The organism is Vibrio alfacsensis (genome assembly GCF_019670485.1).
Taxonomy (GTDB): domain Bacteria; phylum Pseudomonadota; class Gammaproteobacteria; order Enterobacterales; family Vibrionaceae; genus Vibrio; species Vibrio alfacsensis.
The window spans coordinates 35,127-54,420 of sequence record NZ_AP024166.1 but is presented as its reverse complement, the minus strand read 5'-3'; the positions used below and the strand labels follow the sequence as shown (position 1 = coordinate 54,420).

At 44.4% G+C, this 19,294-nt stretch carries 19 protein-coding genes; 10 read left to right on the top strand and 9 right to left on the bottom strand.

What is annotated here, in order from left to right:
• Positions 1–205: 205 nt before the first annotated feature.
• The 3 genes from VA249_RS14905 to ompW all read right to left on the bottom strand — a co-directional run bounded on the left by VA249_RS14905 (position 206) and on the right by ompW (position 4,970).
• Complete coding sequence (locus tag VA249_RS14905; RefSeq protein ID WP_221071206.1) at positions 206–2,809, bottom strand: TRAP transporter permease; 2,604 nt, start codon at positions 2,807–2,809, stop codon at positions 206–208.
• A 108-nt stretch (positions 2,810–2,917) separates the two neighbouring features.
• Positions 2,918–3,889 (bottom strand): TAXI family TRAP transporter solute-binding subunit, encoded by a 972-nt coding sequence (locus VA249_RS14900; protein WP_221071204.1) that lies wholly within the window; start codon positions 3,887–3,889, stop codon positions 2,918–2,920.
• Positions 3,890–4,328: 439 nt separating this feature from the next.
• Positions 4,329–4,970: an outer membrane protein OmpW gene (gene ompW / locus VA249_RS14895; RefSeq protein WP_221071202.1), complete on the bottom strand. Its 642-nt coding sequence runs from the start codon at positions 4,968–4,970 to the stop codon at positions 4,329–4,331.
• A gap of 512 nt (positions 4,971–5,482) precedes the next feature.
• On the opposite strand from ompW, the gene VA249_RS14890 reads away from it, so the two are divergent.
• Positions 5,483–6,133, top strand: coding sequence for a Qnr family pentapeptide repeat protein (locus VA249_RS14890; RefSeq protein ID WP_221071200.1), 651 nt, complete (start codon positions 5,483–5,485; stop codon positions 6,131–6,133).
• 8 nt (positions 6,134–6,141) lie between these two features.
• Entirely contained in the window at positions 6,142–6,453 is a 312-nt protein-coding gene (locus tag VA249_RS14885; protein ID WP_221071198.1) for a cupin domain-containing protein, read from the top strand.
• Between the two features lie 251 nt (positions 6,454–6,704).
• Here VA249_RS14885 and VA249_RS14880 read toward each other — a convergent pair whose 3' ends face one another.
• Both VA249_RS14880 and VA249_RS14875 read right to left on the bottom strand, forming a co-directional pair.
• Positions 6,705–6,944, bottom strand: coding sequence for a hypothetical protein (locus tag VA249_RS14880; protein WP_211918148.1), 240 nt, complete (start codon positions 6,942–6,944; stop codon positions 6,705–6,707).
• A 5-nt stretch (positions 6,945–6,949) separates the two neighbouring features.
• Positions 6,950–8,344, bottom strand: a complete 1,395-nt coding sequence (locus VA249_RS14875) for an MATE family efflux transporter (protein ID WP_225927138.1) — start codon at positions 8,342–8,344, stop codon at positions 6,950–6,952.
• Between the two features lie 108 nt (positions 8,345–8,452).
• On the opposite strand from VA249_RS14875, the gene VA249_RS14870 reads away from it, so the two are divergent.
• The 3 genes from VA249_RS14870 (at position 8,453) to VA249_RS14860 (ending at position 10,450) form a co-directional block, all read left to right on the top strand.
• The gene (locus VA249_RS14870; protein ID WP_221071196.1) at positions 8,453–9,343 is read left to right on the top strand and encodes a LysR family transcriptional regulator; all 891 of its coding nucleotides are present in this window, start codon (positions 8,453–8,455) and stop codon (positions 9,341–9,343) included.
• 126 nt (positions 9,344–9,469) lie between these two features.
• Positions 9,470–9,799, top strand: coding sequence for a DMT family transporter (locus VA249_RS14865; RefSeq protein ID WP_221071195.1), 330 nt, complete (start codon positions 9,470–9,472; stop codon positions 9,797–9,799).
• 15 nt (positions 9,800–9,814) lie between these two features.
• Positions 9,815–10,450 (top strand): HAD-IB family hydrolase, encoded by a 636-nt coding sequence (locus VA249_RS14860; protein WP_221071194.1) that lies wholly within the window; start codon positions 9,815–9,817, stop codon positions 10,448–10,450.
• Positions 10,451–10,479: 29 nt separating this feature from the next.
• Here the strand turns inward: VA249_RS14860 and VA249_RS14855 are convergent, their stop codons facing one another.
• Positions 10,480–10,920 (bottom strand): Lrp/AsnC family transcriptional regulator, encoded by a 441-nt coding sequence (locus VA249_RS14855; RefSeq protein WP_221071193.1) that lies wholly within the window; start codon positions 10,918–10,920, stop codon positions 10,480–10,482.
• Positions 10,921–11,068: 148 nt separating this feature from the next.
• On the opposite strand from VA249_RS14855, the gene VA249_RS14850 reads away from it, so the two are divergent.
• Complete coding sequence (locus tag VA249_RS14850; RefSeq protein ID WP_221071192.1) at positions 11,069–11,653, top strand: LysE family translocator; 585 nt, start codon at positions 11,069–11,071, stop codon at positions 11,651–11,653.
• 135 nt (positions 11,654–11,788) lie between these two features.
• On the opposite strand, the gene VA249_RS14845 is transcribed toward VA249_RS14850, so the two are convergent.
• Positions 11,789–11,932, bottom strand: a complete 144-nt coding sequence (locus VA249_RS14845) for a hypothetical protein (RefSeq protein WP_221071183.1) — start codon at positions 11,930–11,932, stop codon at positions 11,789–11,791.
• On the opposite strand from VA249_RS14845, the gene VA249_RS14840 reads away from it, so the two are divergent.
• Both VA249_RS14840 and VA249_RS14835 read left to right on the top strand, forming a co-directional pair.
• Entirely contained in the window at positions 11,931–13,850 is a 1,920-nt protein-coding gene (locus VA249_RS14840; protein ID WP_221071181.1) for a S9 family peptidase, read from the top strand. The two genes, VA249_RS14845 and VA249_RS14840, sit on opposite strands and share 2 nt — an antisense overlap.
• A 259-nt stretch (positions 13,851–14,109) precedes the next feature.
• The gene (locus VA249_RS14835; protein ID WP_221071179.1) at positions 14,110–14,883 is read left to right on the top strand and encodes a siderophore-interacting protein; all 774 of its coding nucleotides are present in this window, start codon (positions 14,110–14,112) and stop codon (positions 14,881–14,883) included.
• Between the two features lie 91 nt (positions 14,884–14,974).
• Here VA249_RS14835 and VA249_RS14830 read toward each other — a convergent pair whose 3' ends face one another.
• Both VA249_RS14830 and VA249_RS14825 read right to left on the bottom strand, forming a co-directional pair.
• Entirely contained in the window at positions 14,975–15,844 is an 870-nt protein-coding gene (locus VA249_RS14830) for a LysR family transcriptional regulator (RefSeq protein WP_221071177.1), read from the bottom strand.
• 155 nt (positions 15,845–15,999) lie between these two features.
• Entirely contained in the window at positions 16,000–16,794 is a 795-nt protein-coding gene (locus VA249_RS14825) for an arylamine N-acetyltransferase family protein (protein WP_221071175.1), read from the bottom strand.
• A 293-nt stretch (positions 16,795–17,087) separates the two neighbouring features.
• Here VA249_RS14825 and VA249_RS14820 point away from each other — a divergent pair, with 293 nt between their 5' ends.
• Entirely contained in the window at positions 17,088–18,236 is a 1,149-nt protein-coding gene (locus VA249_RS14820) for an S-(hydroxymethyl)glutathione dehydrogenase/class III alcohol dehydrogenase (RefSeq protein WP_221071173.1), read from the top strand.
• 154 nt (positions 18,237–18,390) lie between these two features.
• A complete protein-coding gene (fghA, locus tag VA249_RS14815; protein WP_221071170.1) occupies positions 18,391–19,230 on the top strand; it encodes an S-formylglutathione hydrolase in 840 nt (279 codons plus the stop codon).
• The last annotated feature ends 64 nt before the right edge of the window (positions 19,231–19,294 follow it).

Sequence of the window (19,294 nt, the reverse complement as noted above, 5' to 3'; positions counted from 1 at the left end):
ACACCTCAAGTAATAGCGTGAATTAATACAATGATTTTATTCGATACGTTAGATGAGATAAAAAAGCGTATTGATGTAAATGATAAAAGCCCCGCGAGTACACGTACTCGCGGGGCTAAATACTATGTTTGTCGCTGTTGAACAAAATAGTTAATAATGACTTAAATCGTTACTGACATTCTAAATCAATGACGAAAGATAACCATTACTGATGAACCAGAGCAGGCTGCACAGTCACTCTTCGGCGTTGTAACCAAACCACGAAACCAAACAGCAACATAGCAGGCAACCACATCCACTCTTTGGGAAAACGTTCAACCGGAACACGAACATCCACAATTTGCTGATCAAACTGCAAACCTGCGGCTTCAGCAGGGCTCGCAAACGACACAATATCTATCAATGTCTGTTCGCTTTGCTGATATGTGGCAATGCCTAGCGCATCTAACTTATCTTGCCCAGTTTCCCCCTCTGGCACAGAAAGCAGCACGGAGAATTCTCGTATTTTTCCTACCGCATCCTCCCCGCTAATTCGCATTCTAAGGACACTCCCCGCTTCTAATGGTTCTAGCGTTTGGGCCAGTTCAGCAGGATTACTCGACTGATAAGGATCCACCACGATATCGACCCAAAAGCCTGGGCGGAATAGCGTAAACGCCACAAGTAGCAATAGAACGCCCTCATACCAACGGTTACGGGTCAGGAACCAACCTTGTGTTGCCGCCGCGAAGATAAGCATGGCAATGGTTGAAATAATAAAGATGGCGATGCCGTGCACCCAATCCACATCAATCAATAACAAATCGGTATTGAAGATAAATAAGAACGGCAACGCGGCGGTTCTTAAACTGTAGTAAAACGCCGTTAAACCCGTTTTGATTGGGTCGCCTTTCGATACCGCAGCAGCAGCAAACGACGCCAAACCGACCGGAGGTGTCACATCCGCCATAATGCCAAAATAGAACACAAACAAATGCACGGCAATTAACGGTACGATCAATCCATGTTGCTGACCAAGAGTGACAATCACCGGCGCAAGGAGACTCGACACAACGATGTAGTTTGCCGTCGTTGGTAATCCCATGCCTAAAATCAAACTCAGAACGGCGGTTAGCATCAACATGAGTAACAAGTTACCCATAGAGAGCATCTCCACCAAATCTGCCAACACTAAGCCAACTCCGGTTTGTGAAACCGCACCGACGATGATCCCTGCGGTTGCCGTCGCTATGCCAATGCCTATCATGTTACGAGCACCAGCAATTAACCCCTCCCTTAGATCAACACAGCCATCTTTGAAGTTACCGTAATCGTGCTTACCGTCTTTTCGCATCCAACTCAATAGCGGACGTTGAGTCAAGACGATGACAACAAGAATCACACTCCCCCAAAAGGCCGATAATCCCGGAGATAAACGCTCAACCATCAAACACCACACAAGCACCACAACAGGCAAGAGGTAGTGAAGGCCAGACAACAAGACTGCTCGTGTATTTGGCAATTGCTCTAACGGTGCATCAGGATCTTCTTCCGGTAACGGTTCATTGCTTGCTGCCACTTTCAACAACCCCAAGTAAACCACAGAGAGAATCAATGCCATTCCCGGCAGAACAAAATCACCTAGTAGAGGTTTGAGCCAACCTAAGCCGTAATATACCGCCATGGATAAGCCAGAAATCAACACCGCACCAAAAGCAAAGCCCGTCAGTCGAGCAAGCCATGGTTTAGAGCGTGCAGCATCAATCGGCTGCATACCGAGTTTGAGCGCTTCTAGGTGAACGATGTAGAGTAAGGCGATATAAGAGATCGCAGCGGGCAAAAACGCATGCTTGATAATTTCAACATATGGAATACCCACGTACTCCACCATCAAAAATGCCGCAGCCCCCATGACCGGAGGCATAATTTGCCCATTGACTGAAGAAGCCACTTCCACTGCGCCGGCTTTTTCAGGAGAAAAGCCGACTTTACGCATCATCGGGATGGTAAACGTTCCCGTTGTCACGACGTTGGCAATCGAGGAACCCGAGATCAAACCAGTTAAACCGGAGGCAACCACTGCCGCTTTTGCCGGACCACCACGCAAATGCCCCAGCATGCTAAACGCGAGTTGGATAAAGTAATGCCCAGCGCCTGCACGCTCAAGTAACGCTCCGAACAACACAAACAAAAAAACAAAGCTCGTTGAAACGCCTAACGCAATACCAAATACCCCCTCAGTGGTAATCCATTGATGGTTAGCGAGCGCATCTAATTGTACACCACGGTGTGACAGCAGCCCCGGCATCCATGGGCCAGCGAGACTATATCCAACAAACACCAATGCAATCAGAGGTAAAGCAGGGCCAAGTACTCGACGAGCGGCTTCCAGCAATAGAGGCAGACCAATCAACGCCGTAACGAAATCTTCTGTCGTTAAACTTCCCGGACGCTGTGCTAGCGCTTCGTACATAACAAAAAGGTAAAGCGAAGACGCACAAGCCACCAACCCCAGCATGATATCGAACGCAGGAACACGATCGCGTGGAGAGCGCTTAAAAGCAGGGAAGACTAAAAAAGCCAGTAACAAGGCAAAGCCTAAATGAATCGCACGCGTTTCAGTGTCATTCATTACACCGAAGCCGACAATAAACGGCAGCGGAGAAGCAATCCAAAGTTGAAACAAAGACCAAAGCAGTGCCAAGCCCGCAATCAGCTTTTCCATAATACCTGTCGGTAGGCGAGCACCCACATCTTGGGCAATCAACTCCTCTGCAGACAACTCATCAGAGTGTAAGCCTGCATTGGACTGGGAGATCGTCTTATCCATAATTTTCTCACAAACAGCAGAGAAGCAAGCTCTAAACGGCCTAGAGCTTGCAAATAAAATAGGAGGGGGGAACTTCACCTGTCGCAAATGACAGGTGAATTTAACTGGTTATAACCAGCCGCGTTCTTTGTAGTAACGTACCGCGCCGTCATGCAGCGGAGCAGACAGTCCTACTTCTATCATTTCTGATTCTTTTAAGTCTTTAAACGCTGGGTGCAAACGCTTGAAGCGGTCAAGATTGTCGAAAACAGATTTAGTCAATTGATACACTAACTCAGAATCGGTTTCTGCTGTGGTTGATAGTACCGCTTTGCCACCAATAGACGCGGTATCATTTGGGTTGCCGCGATACATGCCACCAGGGATGGTTGCTTTAGTGAAATATGCACGTTCAGCAAGCAGTTTATCGATTTCTGGTCCTGTCACTGGTACAAGTACCGCATCGGTTGTTGTTGACGCTTCCTGAATTGCGCCGTTTGGATGCCCTACAAAATAGCTCATCGCATCAATGTTGTTATCGCTCATCGCTGACGCTTGCTCTGCGGGTTTCAAATCCGATACCAAGCTGAACACTTCAGGAGACCAATCTTTGGCTTGCATTACCTGTTCAAACGTATCGCGCTGACCTGAGCCTGGATTACCGATATTTACGCGTTTCCCTTTCAGGTCTTCAAAATGTGTAATGCCTGCATCTTTACGCGCAAGAATCGTAAATACCTCACTTTGTAAGGAAAATACCGCACGAATATCAGACATTGGTTGATTGTTTTGGAAAGGTGCCACACCTTCAAGGGCTTTATATTGATGGTCAGACTGCATGATACCAAAGTTATATTCGCCACTACGCAAACCATTAACGTTAGCGACACCACCACCACTGGCAGGGGCATTACATTTGATACTGTGATCAGCGGCCCCTCGGTTTACAAAACGACAAATGGATTGGCCTGCAACGTAATACACACCCGTTTGACCACCCGTACCGATAGTAATAAATTTCTCTGCCGCACTTATTTTCTCACTGTATGAGAACAATGAAATTGCCGAAGCAAATACTGCAATGAGTGTGGTTCCTTTCATTTTTAGATCTTCCTGTCTACCGATTGAAATATAAAGATATTTTTCTCAGCTAAAGACTGCAAAACAGGAAAATTTAAGTAAGAGTTAATCACAAATTCTCTCACTTTGTTCTTTTCGTCAGCCAATCCTTAGCTTGATTCTGTATCTATATTTGATCGCTCGTTTAATAAATAATCGAGTGATTAAAATTGAATCTATCAGAACAATTTCAAAACCTAACTATGGTAATTTCCCTATTTTCTCATCAATCGAGAATTAGCAGATAATCCAACTTTCCATCATGACGATTACAAGTGTTCAAAACAGAACCAACCAACAAAAAATAGAACCAAGAAAATAAGACATTTTCTTTAACTTAGGACAGACGAAAATGACACAAAAAAAGAGGGGCAATACCCGAATATTGCCCCTAAATATCATGCCAATAAAATTTGTCGTTTTAGAATTTATAGCCACCGCTGATCATAAATACCCAAGGATTGATCTTAACGTCCGTTTTTTGTTTGTCGGTGCCCGCGTAATACGTCGCTTTTGTTTCAATGTTGGCATACCATGCCGATGCATTTAGGAACCAGTTGTCATTAATCATGTAGTCCACACCCACATTGGCAGCCAAGCCAAATGAATCATCCAGTTTTAAGTCAGATAACACACCATCCACTTTGCTATTAAAACTTTCATCGAAAAAGATGGTGTAGTTCAAACCCGCGCCGACATAAGGGCGAAGCTTACTTTGTGAATCCCCAAAGTAATATTGAACCATCACTGTCGGTGGCAAGTGTTTTGTGTCCGCAATATCACCTAAGCCGCCGAGTTTGGTTGATATATCGTGGCTAAATGGCGTTGCGGCTAGTAACTCTAAACTGATGTTATCGGTAAACATGTAGCCAAACGTCAAACCAAGTTGAGTATTAGAATCCACTTCTAATTCTTCTTGTGTGCCTAAAATTTTGTCACTGCTGTCGTTTGGTACCACGGATGCTGCACCAACACGTAAAATGAAGTCACCTTCGCTATGAGCAAAAACACTTGGAGACACTAACGCAGCAACCACTGCTAAACTGCAGATTGTATTTTTCATTGTTATTTCCTTTTGTAGGGCTTTGTTTTTAAGGCGTACTCAGCTATGCATTTGACTAAACCACAGAACTTACTCTGTAAAATCAAGAACGTTGTAGCACGTGAGTATCGATATTTTCTTGAGCTGCGCGCAATCTATCACACAGAAACCCTACTATTTTGATGGAAATCAATTTGTGAAAATTATCGATTTTTTGTATATATAAACACCAAGCTGATCAACAAATAGTGCAAATCGAATACAATCCTGTAATGCGAAATGTGCGTGTGAGAGGTTATTACTTGCCAATCACCAAAATATCCACTTAAACCCTCTCTCTGGCACATAACTTTTTTATCCATACGCTCAGCCGTTCATGTCAAAAAAACATGCTTAAAACGCGCGTTTGACCACTTAAATTAGCGATTTTAGGGGGTTGTAAGATCATGATTTTCAAAAGATTATATTTCTAGAAAATCAGTTACTTAGAGTGGTAGGCTGCATATAACCGAGCAAAGACAAGATAATAAGACATGGATAAGACCAATCAAACTTTCGAACATGAAGACTTTTCTCATCAGGATTTGCAAAATACCACATTTGAAAACTGTCGCTTTTATCAATGCCGTTTTGAACATACCGATCTCCGTGATGCGACATTTATCAATTGCCGCTTTATTCAACCATCCGATCTAGAAGGATGTTCATTCCGATACGCTAAGTTAAAGGACGCCAGTTTTTCCAACTGCATGCTTGCTATGTGCTTATTTGATAACGCAGATTGTGTTGGCATCGAACTGCGGAAATGCGATCTAAAAGGCGCAAGTTTTCACCGAACAAACTTTGCCAATCGAGTCAGCAATACGGTATTTTTCTGCTCGGCGTACATTACGGGTTGTAACCTTGCCTACACAAACTTTGAACAAACCGTGTTAGAAAAATGCGACTTATTTGAAAACCGATGGAATGGTGCCAACCTCTCTGGAGCAAGCTTCAAAGGTTCGGATTTGTCTCGAGGTGAGTTCAGTCCAGAGCAATGGGGAACGTTCAACATCGAAGAGAGTGACCTAACCCATGTTGAATTGGAGGGCTTGGATATTCGCCGAGTGTCTTTGTATGGTGTTAAGATCTGTGATTGGCAGCAAGAACAGCTACTCTCACCTTTTGGGTTGATCATTATCTAGGATGACACATGAATCTACTAAAAGACTTACCTGATGATTTAAGCAAAGAAGTATTTGACGATATTCTGAGTCACAAACAGCTGCGTATTGAACGTATTGTATCGACAGGACAAACAACACCAGAGGGGGATTGGTATGATCAGGAAGATCACGAATGGGTATTGATATTACAAGGTGCTGGTGAACTGACTTATGAAGATGGTAGCGTGATACATTTAGAAGTTGGCGATCACACTAACATTCCTGCTCACACTAAACATCGAGTGAGTTGGACCGCTCCCAATCAAGAAACCATTTGGTTGGCCGTATTTTATCAATAGTCATTATGACTCGACGCGCTTTGGCTTTTATGTTGACACTTAAATGTAAGGATGAAACAGAGAGGTTAAGCCGAGACCTAAAAAAATGGGAAAGCGTGTTTGACCCTTTCCCTAAACAATACAAGCGGAATCGCTCTAGACTTGTATCGAAGCAGCTCAAGCACCTAAATGGTATCAATAAACCGGATTCTCCGTTTTACCGCTATACCAAGTTTTCGAACGCATTTAGGTATTGAGTTCCTAAGCCATTATTATGTTTTGACGCTGTTTTTATTTTTTGACGTTGTTGTTTCCTTTTCATGCTTATAGCCCATGGTACGAATATGCTCTCCATGAATGGTGTTTTTCATTAACTCCCACAATGCGGCTAAAAATCGCTTATGCATGGCATGATGGCGAATGTATTTCACATGAATAAACAAATACACCATAGCAAAAGCGATCACCGCAATCGTCACTCCATAAGCTTCATAAACACTGAGTAAGTTCATTGTTATTACCCCTCTGTAATCAAATAATTCATCCATTTGCGACTGCGGAACCGATACAAGCATACGCCCCACTTAAACAGGGTCTCTAAAAAGAACATCGCAAATATCACCGGTGCAGAAAACCCAAACACTAAGGCACCAAGCGCAGCCAAAGGAATACCAAATAGCCACTGAGTACACAGGTCTTGGTACAGACAAAATTTCACATCACCACCTGCACGTAATACACCGACCACCATCAAGGTCGGTAAAGAGCGCAGTAAAATGCCAAAACACAAAATTAAATAAAACTGCTCTGCCAAGTGTCTGGTTTCTAAAGAAAGGGCCGTAAATAAATCCAACACTGCCGATTGAAGCAACCATAGTGATACAGACACTAGCAACGTCACGCCAACAGCAATTACGGTAAACCCTTTCGCTTGTGCATAGGCCAGTTCAGGTTTATTCGCCCCTAATTGGTTGCCGACAATCACGGCAGAAGCGTTAGCAATACCCGTTAAGAAACTGAGTGAAAATGCTTCTATCGGCGTGATAACCGAAAGGACAACTAAGCCCGCCTCTCCGGTTTGCCCCATGATCGCGGTATAAGCAAATAAGCCTCCAGACCAAGCAAGAAAGTTCAGTGTCGTCGGCATTGAAAGTGAAAAGAACGGGCGGACATGCTGCCATTGCAATCCTTGTTTCAATGCTTGAACCCCAAATCGTAGAGGATGCGTTTTCGTTTTTAGGTACAAATATATCGCAAGCACTTCCAGCATTGAGCTGAGTACGGTCGCAATCGCTGCCCCTTTTAAACCCAGTTCAGGAAACCCAAACTGCCCAAAAATCAGCACCCAGTTAAACATGACATTCAGCGTAATACCGAACCCACTGAACCAAGTGCTCACGGCGGCTTGGTGCATAGCACGCAGACCTGCAGCGATACTGCCAACATAGGTAACCGCAAATAAGCTCCAGCCAGAAACCTTTAGATACTGATGACCTAGGGCAATGATCTCAGACGAGTTCGTTGACAGTCCCATGATGCCATCACCATAGAAATGAAACGCACATAACGGAATCAACGCCGCGCCAGTCGCCATCACCCACGTCAGCGCCGTGCTTCGCGTCACACCTACCTGGTCTTTCGCACCAAAATACTGAGCAGTGAGCATTGCTCCACCAGCTGTCACACCCGCTAAAAAGATCGTCGCGACAAACAAGGCTCGGCTCGCAACACCAACTGCAGCGATGTTTTGCTCCGTTAATTGACCGATCATAACGAGGTCAATTAAGCCTTTACTGGAAAATAAAATGGTTTGCAGTGTTACTGGAATAGCCACTGTCAAAATCACTTTAAATAGCTCAGGGCTAAATATGGCGGATTGCTTTTTAAGGTTGGACATCGAACTTAGTGACATCTCGCTCGCAAAATTGATGACGATATTTGCACCCATTATGAATGGGAATTTACTATCTTAAAAACCACTTATGCAGGGCTTTTACGTTCATAAACTAAAGGAGGTATTTTGCATTCTCTTGATCAACTTTATGCTTTTGTGTCGGTGTACGAACACCATTCGTATAGTGCTGCCGGTCGTGAATTAAATAAGGATAGAACAACTGTACGCGAGCTTGTTAAATCCTATGAAGATATTCTCGGACTTGAACTCTTCACCATCATCGGGCGCAAAGCCAATCCAACAGAACGAGCCACACAACTGTACCCTCAAGCCAAACTCGTATTGAGACAAAACCGAAAACTACTCGAATTTGGCAATGCCATGTTTCAAGAGCCAAAAACACGATTAAAGCTTGGTTATGACATTGATTTCCCAGTCGATTTTATCGCTGAACTTGAACGTCGTTGCTTATCTTTCTTTCCTCAAGTACGAGTGCAATGGATTGAAACACATCGAGACAACGCATTAAAGCAAGTGTCCGAGCGTGAACTCGATCTTGCCATTTTACCGGCAATCGGAGGGATCTCACCTAGGTATCCCCTTATATTTAAACATTTAGGTTATATCAGTTACGGGCTTTATGTCGGAGCGAAAAGTCCGTTAGCTCAAAGAGCGGCGTTTACAATCGAAGATGCACAATTAGAAGTGCAATACCTTTCGTTCAACAACATGAACAGCGATGGCATGATACAAGCATTTTCCTCTCACACCCGAGCAGTAAGCAGCCATACCTTATTGGTAAAAATGCTCAAAAATGAAGGATGGGCGCTGCTCCCAGTTCCACTGGGGGAATACTACGCCAAGAAACAGCTCCTTAAAAAATTACCTACGCCTCTTCTGGCCAATGACGTCAAAATGCCTTTTAGTTTATTTCACCCCATTGGTGATGAACAACAAGCGACGACAAAAGCTCTGGTTGCATGGTGCAGTGAATTAGCGAAATCCTATTTCAGCTAATTCAGATAAAGAAACGCCCTCACTATTACATATATGTAATGGTTATTTTCTTTTTGCCTAGATTATCAATTATAAAATTACAATTATACTGTGCGCCTCCCTCAACAAACGATGGCGAACAATAAAATGAGCTGGTTTTTCTTACTTTTAGGCGTGGGCGCGGAAGCCCTTTCACATGTAGCACTTAAAGCAACGGATGGTTTTAGTAAACCTATCCCGGCAACACTTGTCTTACTCGGTCACCTAGCCGCATTTGTCTGCTTAGCGCAAGCCATGAAAGGGGGAATGCCTGTCGGGATTGTTCATGCGTTGTGGGCTGGTTTGGCGATTGTATCGGTAACTTTAATATCTCAATTAGTATATCGCCAACACATGGATACTAGCCTTTGGATTGGAATGGCACTTATCGCTGCAGGTGTGATGGTGATAAACTTCTCACATGGACACGCACATTAATACCAAGGCTACAGATTGCCTGAAATAACGAGACCTGCTCTCGCACTCTTTGATTTTGATGGCACGATCACTGATGAGGATATGTTCAGTCTATTCCTCAACTATTCGGCGACGGGCTTACGAAAATGGCTTGGTAAGATCGTGATCACGCCATTCTATATGTTATACAAAGCCGGCATTCTTCCAGCACGTCGCATGCGCCCCATTGCGAGCGTTATTGCGTTCTCAGGTCGAGACACCGAACAAGTCAAAGTATTAGGTGAGAGATTCGCTCGTGACGTGATCATTCGCCATCTTCGCCCAAAAGCAAAAGAAAAGCTCGATTGGCATCAACGTCGAGGGGATACCATTGTGATTGTCTCAGCCTCGCTTAACGCTTACTTAAAACCTTGGTGTGATGCTCAGGGTTACCACTTGCTGTGTAGTGAAGTGCTTAATGACAGCAAACGAATGAGTGGCCTTTATCGATATGGCGATTGCAGCTTAGAAAGAAAAGTCGAGCGAGTCACCACCAAATTTGATCTAAGCCATTACTGCACTGTTTATGCGTATGGTGATACCCACGAAGACATTCCTATGCTCAAACTCGCTGATATTGCGATGATGAACTGGCAACCTTGGACAAATAGCGACAAAAATTGCAGTCAATAACGAGTCATCGTCGCGTCTTATTGCGCTTCCTAGCGTTCATCTTTTGGTGTGTCCATGACCACCATGGTCGTGATCGCTTTGACGTGTTCGCATTCTCCTAAAACATCCGCATGAAATGCTTTATAGGATGCAAGATCGTGCGTTTCTACTCGAAGCAAATACTCGTTAGCTCCCGTGATGTTATGGCACTCCACCACTTCATTGACAAAACGCACATGCTCTTCAAAACCTAATTGCGCGTTTTTAGAGTGAGAAGCCAATCCAATCGATACATAAGCGATGAACCCAATCCCCATTTTTTGATGATCAAGTAACGCTCGATAGCCCTTGATAATCCCTTTACGCTCTAAATCTTGCACTCGACGCAAAGTCGCTGATGGAGATAATCCCACTCGCTCAGACAGCTCCACATTGGAGATTCTTCCATCCGATTTAAGCGCTTGCAATATCCTTTCGTCAAACCTATCCATAATAGCCTTTTGTTGTTTAGCGCGTAATTTCTCGTCAAATAAAAACACAAAATTGATGACACTTCTACCTATCATTGTTCTCGACCGGTCAGAAACGTAACCCTTTGCCCACTAATGAATGGGCAAAACTAAAATCTAGGAACACATTATGGAATACCACCAACTTGGTGCTTTGGCACTGTTTGCGTTTGTTTCGACTTTCACACCTGGCCCCAATAACATTATGCTCATGACCTCTGGCGCGAATGTCGGCTTTAAACGCACCATCCCACACATGTTAGGCATCACTCTCGGCTTTGCGGCAATGCTGATGCTGGTTGGTGTCGGCTTAATGGGCTTATTTCATGCTTATCCCACCACACACAACATTCTCAAAGTCCTGAGTCTGACGTATTTGTTGTATCTCACCTATAAAATCGCCACCAGCAGCAAAACGGAAGTTAAGGGGGATTACCGTCCAATGAGCTTTTTTGGCGCGGTGGCCTTTCAATGGGTGAACCCAAAAGGTTGGTCAATGGCACTAACGGCTATCACGGTTTATAGCAATGGAGGGGCTTGGTTGGAGCTGGCTTTCATCGCGGGCATCTTCTGTGTGGCAAACCTACCATCGGTCACTTTTTGGACAGCGGCAGGCATGCAACTTCAGCGTTGGCTAACCACTACAAAACGAGTAAAAGGCTTCAATTATGGCATGGCTACACTCTTGCTTTTGTCGACTATCCCAATGATATAAATGGCAAAATAGCCATGACTAATTGTGATTTACACCAAATTTTGGTTAGTCCTTTGTTCGGTAAGTACAATTAATCACCATCTCCATGGAGGATTAGGTCATAGTAGCGATAGCAGTGACAAGAGTTTTAAAAACTCAAACATAAACCTTGTCGATACGTTCGATGTTGGTTTCTCTTTCATTGCTTTGTCGCATCTCTTTCTCTGTCGCGACATGACCATTCACTCTGACCGACAAGCACGATGCTAACCGGTCCGTCACACAAGGAGCGTTATACATGCGTACTCGCAAGCTTATTTTTGCTACCGCTTTTGGTCTACTACTCACAGGGTGTAGCCAGACGAATACAGCAAATATCGAAGCCATCCCACCAGAGTATCCCGTCGACTACTTTTTCAGAAATGCGGAAGTGTCTAGCTACCAGATCTCCCCTGTTGGCGACTACATTTCAATGTTAAAACCGTGGCAAGATCGTAAGAATATTTTCGTTCACCCTGTCGGCCAACCAGAAAACACCAAACGTATTACTGCGATTACGGAACGAGACATCGCCTACTACCATTGGGTTGGAAATGATACGGTGATCTATTCGCGCGATACAGGCGGTGACGAAAACTTCTACCTCGTTACTGTCAACGTAAAAACCGGTGAAGAGAAAACCATCACGCCAACATCGGATGTCGTTGCTTTCGTGATTGATACATTAGAAAGCCAGCCTGATGACATTCTCATCTCGACGAACGAGAGAAATCCGCAAGTTTTTGACGTCTACCGTCATAATTTAAAAACCGGTGAAAACACATTGGTGGCGCAAAACCCAGGAAACGTCCGCTATTGGGGAACCGACCACGATGGAAACATTCGTGTAATCACCACTTCTGATGGTGTGAATACGGCGGTTCTTTATCGCGATACCGTTGACGAAGAATTCCGACCACTGAAAAGCTTAACGTTCAAAGACAGCTTCTCTCCCATTTCATTTACTCCGGATAACAAAAACTTATATGTTGCCTCTCGTATTACGCGCGATAAGTCTGCCATTATTGAATACGATGTAAGAGCGAACAAAGAAGTACGTGAAATCTTCTCCCATCCAGATGTTGATGTGGCGAATGCGCATTACTCAAATGCACTCAACAAACTGGCATCCATCTCTTATGTTACGGATAAACGCCAATATCACTTCTTAGATGACGGTTATCAAGAAACGTTTGAGCGCTTACAAAAACAATTGCCAGGTGTAGAAATTTCAGTCAACAACACCACGCGAGATGAAAGCAAAATGATCGTCGTAACATACAGTGATGTTGATCGCCCGAATTACTATTACTACGACCGTAATACTAACGAATTGGAGAAATTGGCGGAGAATGCGCCTTGGCATAAACCAGAACACATGGCAAAAATGCAGCCAATTACCTACACCGCACGCGATGGCGAGATCATTAACGGATACCTAACGTTACCAAAAGGCCGCGATGCAAAAGACTTACCTTTACTTGTTCTTCCACATGGCGGGCCTTGGGCTCGAGATCACTGGGGCTTTCAACCAGAAGTGCAACTATTCGCAAACCGTGGCATTGCAGTACTGCAAATGAACTTTAGAGGCTCGACTGGCTACGGGCGAGAGTTTTGGGAAAAGTCATTTAAGCAGTGGGGACAATCCATGCAAGATGACATCACTGATGGTGTAAAATGGACCATTGAACAAGGTTACGCTCAGTCCGGAGAAGTGTGTATCTATGGCGCGTCTTACGGTGGTTATGCTGCGCTAGCAGGGGTGACTTTCACACCTGACCTTTACAAGTGTGGCATCGACTACGTTGGCGTTTCAAACCTCTTTACATTTATGGACTCTATCCCACCTTATTGGGCTCCATTCTTAGCAATGCTGCATGAACAAGTGGGTGACCCTAATAATCCAGAAGATGCAAAAATGATGAGAGCCTACTCACCAGTATTCCATGTCGATCAAATTAAAGCGCCATTATTGGTACTTCAAGGTGCAAAAGATCCTCGCGTCGTTAAAAGCGAATCAGATCAAATTGTGAATGCCTTGCGTGAGCGTGGTGTTGAAGTGGAATACATCGTCAAAGAAAATGAAGGACATGGATTCCGTTCGCTAGAGAATCGCCTTGAAGGGTACCAAGCGATGGATCGTTTCCTCAAAACGCATTTACTTGAGAAAAAGCAGTAACCCTAACTTGAATCGCTTTTCAATCTAGGGCACTTATGTGCCCTAATTTGTATCTATTTTTCCAATTGCCCCTCTGGTTCACACAGAACTTCTGCCCGACCTTAGCGACTTAGTGTTTTTAAAAATACGTTGGATTCTTCGCTCAATCTCAATTCACAGTGTAAATTTAGATAAAGACGCTACCCTCTCACCTGGTATGTTGATACCATTAAATGAGAAAGAGAATAGTTATCAGGTTGATATAAAAATGCAAAATAAAATGAAGAAAAAACCACAGCCAAAAGCACTTACCGTAATTCGCTCAGAAGCTATCACTCCAAATATGCAGCGTCTTACTTTGCAAGGTGAGGCATTAGGTCAATTCCCTCTCGATTGCGAGGGCAGTTACATCAAACTGTTATTCAACGAGAAAGGCGGCACTGAAATTCAAGGTTTCTCTGAAAACAACCGTCCTGTCATGCGTACCTACACCATTCGCCGTATCGACTTACAAGCCTGCACCATCGAAGTCGACTTTGTACGTCACATCACAGAAGACCTGCAGTGCGGGTTCGCTGCGCGCTGGGCGATGTCAGCAAAAGAAGGTGACACGATTAACATCGCAGGTCCTGGCAGCATCTCTAACCTCAATCATGAGGCAGATTGGTTCTTCATGGCAGCAGATATGACCGCATTACCAGCGTTATCAGCAAAGATCCGTAATCTACCAGAAGACGCGAAAGGCTACGCTGTGATCAGTGTTATTACGGAAGCCGATATTCAACCTTTAGATGCACCAGCAGGAATGGAAATCCACTGGATAACCGAACAATCTCTAGTAGATAAAATCCGCGAACTTGAGTGGCAAGAGGGTGAAGCAGCTGTTTGGTGTGCGTGCGAATTCGATTCAATGCGCGCGCTGCGTCAGTACTTCCGTAACGAGAAAGAAGTGAATCGTGAAAACATCTACATCAGCAGCTATTGGAAACAAGGCGTGGCAGAAGATGGACACAAAGCAATCAAGCAAAAAGATGCAGAGTTGAACGAGCAGTAATTCCAACTTGCTCGATATTCTTACTTGCTATAAATAAGCCAAGTCGCACATAACTAACTTGGCTTATCTTGGCACAATGACAATCCGTAACTCAGCTAAGATGCTCTGCCAAAAAATCAATCAGTAATCGAACTTTTGGAGAGAGGTTACGGTTTTGTGGATAAAGCGCCCAAATGCCCTCACGATCATCTCGGTAATCGGTAAGCACTTCCACCAGTTCGCCATTATCCAACGCTTCTTGTACATAATAATCCGGCAATTGCACCAAGCCTAAGCTCCGTTTCGCTGCATCCACCAAAGCAAAACCACTGTTACATTTAATACGGCCAGAAACACGCAGAGACTTCTCGCGCATCTTATCTTTAAAATGCCAATAATCGGCGGTACCCACTAAACATTGGTGATGACTAAGTTCAGACAAAGTATGCGGCTCACCAAATCGTTCTAAGTAAGCCGGACTCGCACAAACATACAACTGACGAGATGACAAACGCTTAGCGATCAAGCTAGAGTCTTGCAAGCGCCCTAAACGGACCGCCACATCCACGCCTTGTTCGATCAAATCCAGTTTTTGGTTGGTCAAAATCAAATCAAGATTCACCTGCGGGTATTTCTCGATGAACTGATGCAATAATGGCGCTAGGTTCATCTCACCATAGGTCACAGGCGCAGTTACTTTTAGTAGACCTTTTGGTTCGGCCTGCATCTGTGTCACCGCTAATTCTGCAAGCTCTAACCCCTCAACCAGGTGCTTACACTGTTGGTAATAAAGCTGACCGGCTTCTGAAAGCGAGACTCGACGAGTGGTACGGTGCAACAATTTAACAGCGAGTCGTTCTTCTAATGCTGAAACGCGACGACTGATCTGTGCAACGGATGTTTTCAGCTTATTTGCTGCACCGGTGAAGCTGTTGGTTTCTGCCACGGCGACAAATTCACTCACGCCTTCCCAATTCGCCATGTTTAAATTCCTTTGGACGGTTATTCTGAGCGTATTCTCACACAAACACTTAAGCCGAGAAAACTCATTTAAGAACGATTAGGTCGCGTTTGTTCATTAGGAAGCACTTGTTCGTTGAATATCTCTGCCTGAACAGCAGAAGTTATTCGTTGGTCTCAGAGTTTTAAATCTTGATAGGCGGAATCAAGTTCAATACCGAAGTACTGTTTAATTACACGTAAATAAGATGCATCGTCAGCCAATAATGTTTCCACAACGTCTCCGTTCACGCGTTGCTTCAAGATGAAATTTGCTAAGGTGATAATTCCGGAATCCGTCGCCAGCGCCGCAACGCGATTAGTGGTAAATCGCGAATCCGGTGACGTCGACGCAAAATAGTTGCCACACGCGATGTCACCATCAAAGACATAGTCAAAATCGAAACTATAAAGGTTTAACCATTGACTCGCGTCTTCATGCGATTGACCTTGTAACATGTAACCCAATCGTTCATCTTCAATTATACGGAACGTTTGTAAATCGGTATGAATGACTTGGTTAAGCACAAATGGCAATGGTGCACGTGGTGTATTTGAACCAAAGCCCACATCGACGATCCACTTTTCTTCCCCTAGCGTCACCAAAGTAAACTGATGAGTTCTGCCCGATGGTGTGCCCGATAAATGCACACGTCCTAAGAGGGGCCTTGCGTCAAAGCCAACGTTTTGTAGCACTCTTAACAGCAGACCATTCAGTTCGAAACAGTAACCACCGCGCTCATGGTAAACCAGCTTGTCGATGATGTCTTGTTCAGCAATCGAAATGCCTCTACCTAATGAGATATCAAAGTTCTCAAATGGCAGACGACGATGCTGAGCATTGTGCAAACAAAAAAGCGTATCAACGCTGACATCCAATGACTGTGTAACCCCAAGTTTCTTTAAATAAGTCTGTAAGTCTGTGTTGTTCATGCTGTTCCTAAGTCGATGTTTCTTCGCAATGGCCAACACAATAAAACCTCAACCATACTTAAGGTCAAATCCTAAAGTGACTTTTCTTTTACTTCTTAATCTTAGTCGCACAAATTAATGGCGTATTACACTAATTATTACATATGCGTAAAAATCATTTTCAATTTAGCTGGATTATCATTTTTCTATAAATACCTAAAATGGGCACCAACAAAACGACGCAGCGCAGTAAGAAAACCTCAACTACGCTTATGACGTCACTCCCTATATTAAGAATATAAAGGAAACATCCAATGGCACTTGAAATCAAACCAGGTCAAACTCACATCAAATCTAAAGCAATGGTTGCATGGGCAGCTGGCGAACCACTAAAAATGGAAGAAGTTGATGTACAACTTCCTAAAGCGGGCGAAGTTCTAGTTCGCATCGTAGCAACTGGTGTTTGTCACACTGACGCATTCACTCTTTCAGGTGACGATCCAGAAGGTATTTTCCCTTCAATCCTTGGCCACGAAGGCGGCGGTATTGTTGAAATGGTTGGCGAAGGCGTAACAAGCGTTGAAGTTGGCGACCACGTTATCCCACTTTACACAGCTGAATGTGGTGAGTGTAAGTTCTGTAAATCTGGCAAAACTAACCTATGTCAGGCAGTTCGTGAAACTCAAGGTAAAGGCCTAATGCCAGATGGCACGAGCCGTTTCTCTATCAACGGTGAGACTATTTTCCACTACATGGGTTGTTCTACTTTCTCTGAGTACACAGTTCTTCCAGAAATCTCACTAGCGAAAGTAAACAAAGAAGCACCACTTGAAGAAGTTTGTCTTCTAGGTTGTGGCGTAACCACTGGTATGGGTGCGGTACTAAACACAGCTAAAGTTGAAAAAGGCGACACTGTTGCTGTATTCGGTCTAGGCGGTATCGGTCTTTCTGCAATCATCGGTGCGCGTATGGCTGGTGCAAGCAAAATCATCGGTGTAGACATCAACGAAAGCAAATTCGACCTAGCGAAACAACTTGGTGCTACTGACGTAATCAACCCAATGAAATTCGACAAACCAATCCAAGACGTTATCGTTGAGATGACAGACGGTGGTGTTGACTACTCATTCGAATGTATCGGTAACGTAAACGTGATGCGTCAAGCACTTGAGTGTTGTCACAAAGGTTGGGGTGAGTCAGTAATCATTGGTGTTGCTGGTGCAGGTCAAGAGATCTCAACTCGTCCATTCCAACTAGTCACTGGTCGTGTATGGCGTGGCTCTGCTTTCGGTGGTGTTAAAGGCCGCTCTGAGCTTCCAGAAATCGTAAACCGTTACATGGCTGGTGAGTTCGGTCTACAAGAATTCATCACGCACACTATGGGTCTGCAAGACGTGAACGAAGCATTCGAACTGATGCACAAAGGTGAATCTATCCGTACTGTTCTTCACATGGATAAATAGTCCAAGATAACTGCTCACGGAATGTGACTGATATTTGAAAATTTGAAATAAGCTCTCTTCTCTATGGACACGTTTTCCTCGGGAAGAGAGCCATCCGCTGTCTTTAACGGTCTTGTCCGCCGTTAAAAATCATTGTTTTATCGAGAGATTATTCATGACCATTGAAAGCCTAAGCCAAGCCAAAGTATTCGGTGGTTGGCATAAACAGTACACTCACGAATCTCGCGCTTTGAACTGCAACATGCGCTTCGCGATCTTCTTGCCACCAAATGCAACCAAATCAAACCCAGTGCCTGTGGTTTACTGGTTGTCTGGCTTGACGTGTACCGATGAGAACTTCATGCAGAAAGCCGGTGCGTTTCGCATGGCGGCTGAGTTAGGTATCGCGATTGTGGCACCGGATACCAGCCCACGTGGTGACGACGTGGCAGACGACGATAACTACGATCTGGGTAAAGGCGCAGGTTTCTACCTAAACGCCACTCAAGAGCCATGGTCACGTCACTACCACATGTACGATTACATCACCAAAGAACTGCCTGCAGTCATTGAAAGCAACTTCCCAGTCTCTGATGTGAAGTCGATTTCGGGTCACAGCATGGGTGGTCACGGTGCGATCACCATTGGTCTGAAAAATTCAGATCAGTACCGTTCAATTTCAGCGTTCAGCCCAATCAGTAACCCAATGCAATGTCCTTGGGGCCAAAAAGCGTTTACCGCCTACCTAGGCACTGATATCGAAAGCTGGAAGCAGTACGACGCAAGCGAGTTGCTAAAGCAAGCGAAATCACCGTTGCCAATCTTGGTAGACCAAGGTGATGCGGATAACTTCCTTGCTGAGCAATTGAAGCCAGAGGCGTTAATCGCCGCAGCAAAAACACACGATTCAGCGGTAGAAGTTCGCATGCAATCCGGCTATGACCACAGCTACTTCTTTATCTCGACTTTCATTGCCGATCACCTCAACTTCCACGCAAAGCACTTATTTGTTTGAGATAAAGGCTCATTTGCTTGAAGTCGTGATCTGCGTTTAATCGTAATTTACTTTAAGCCATGGT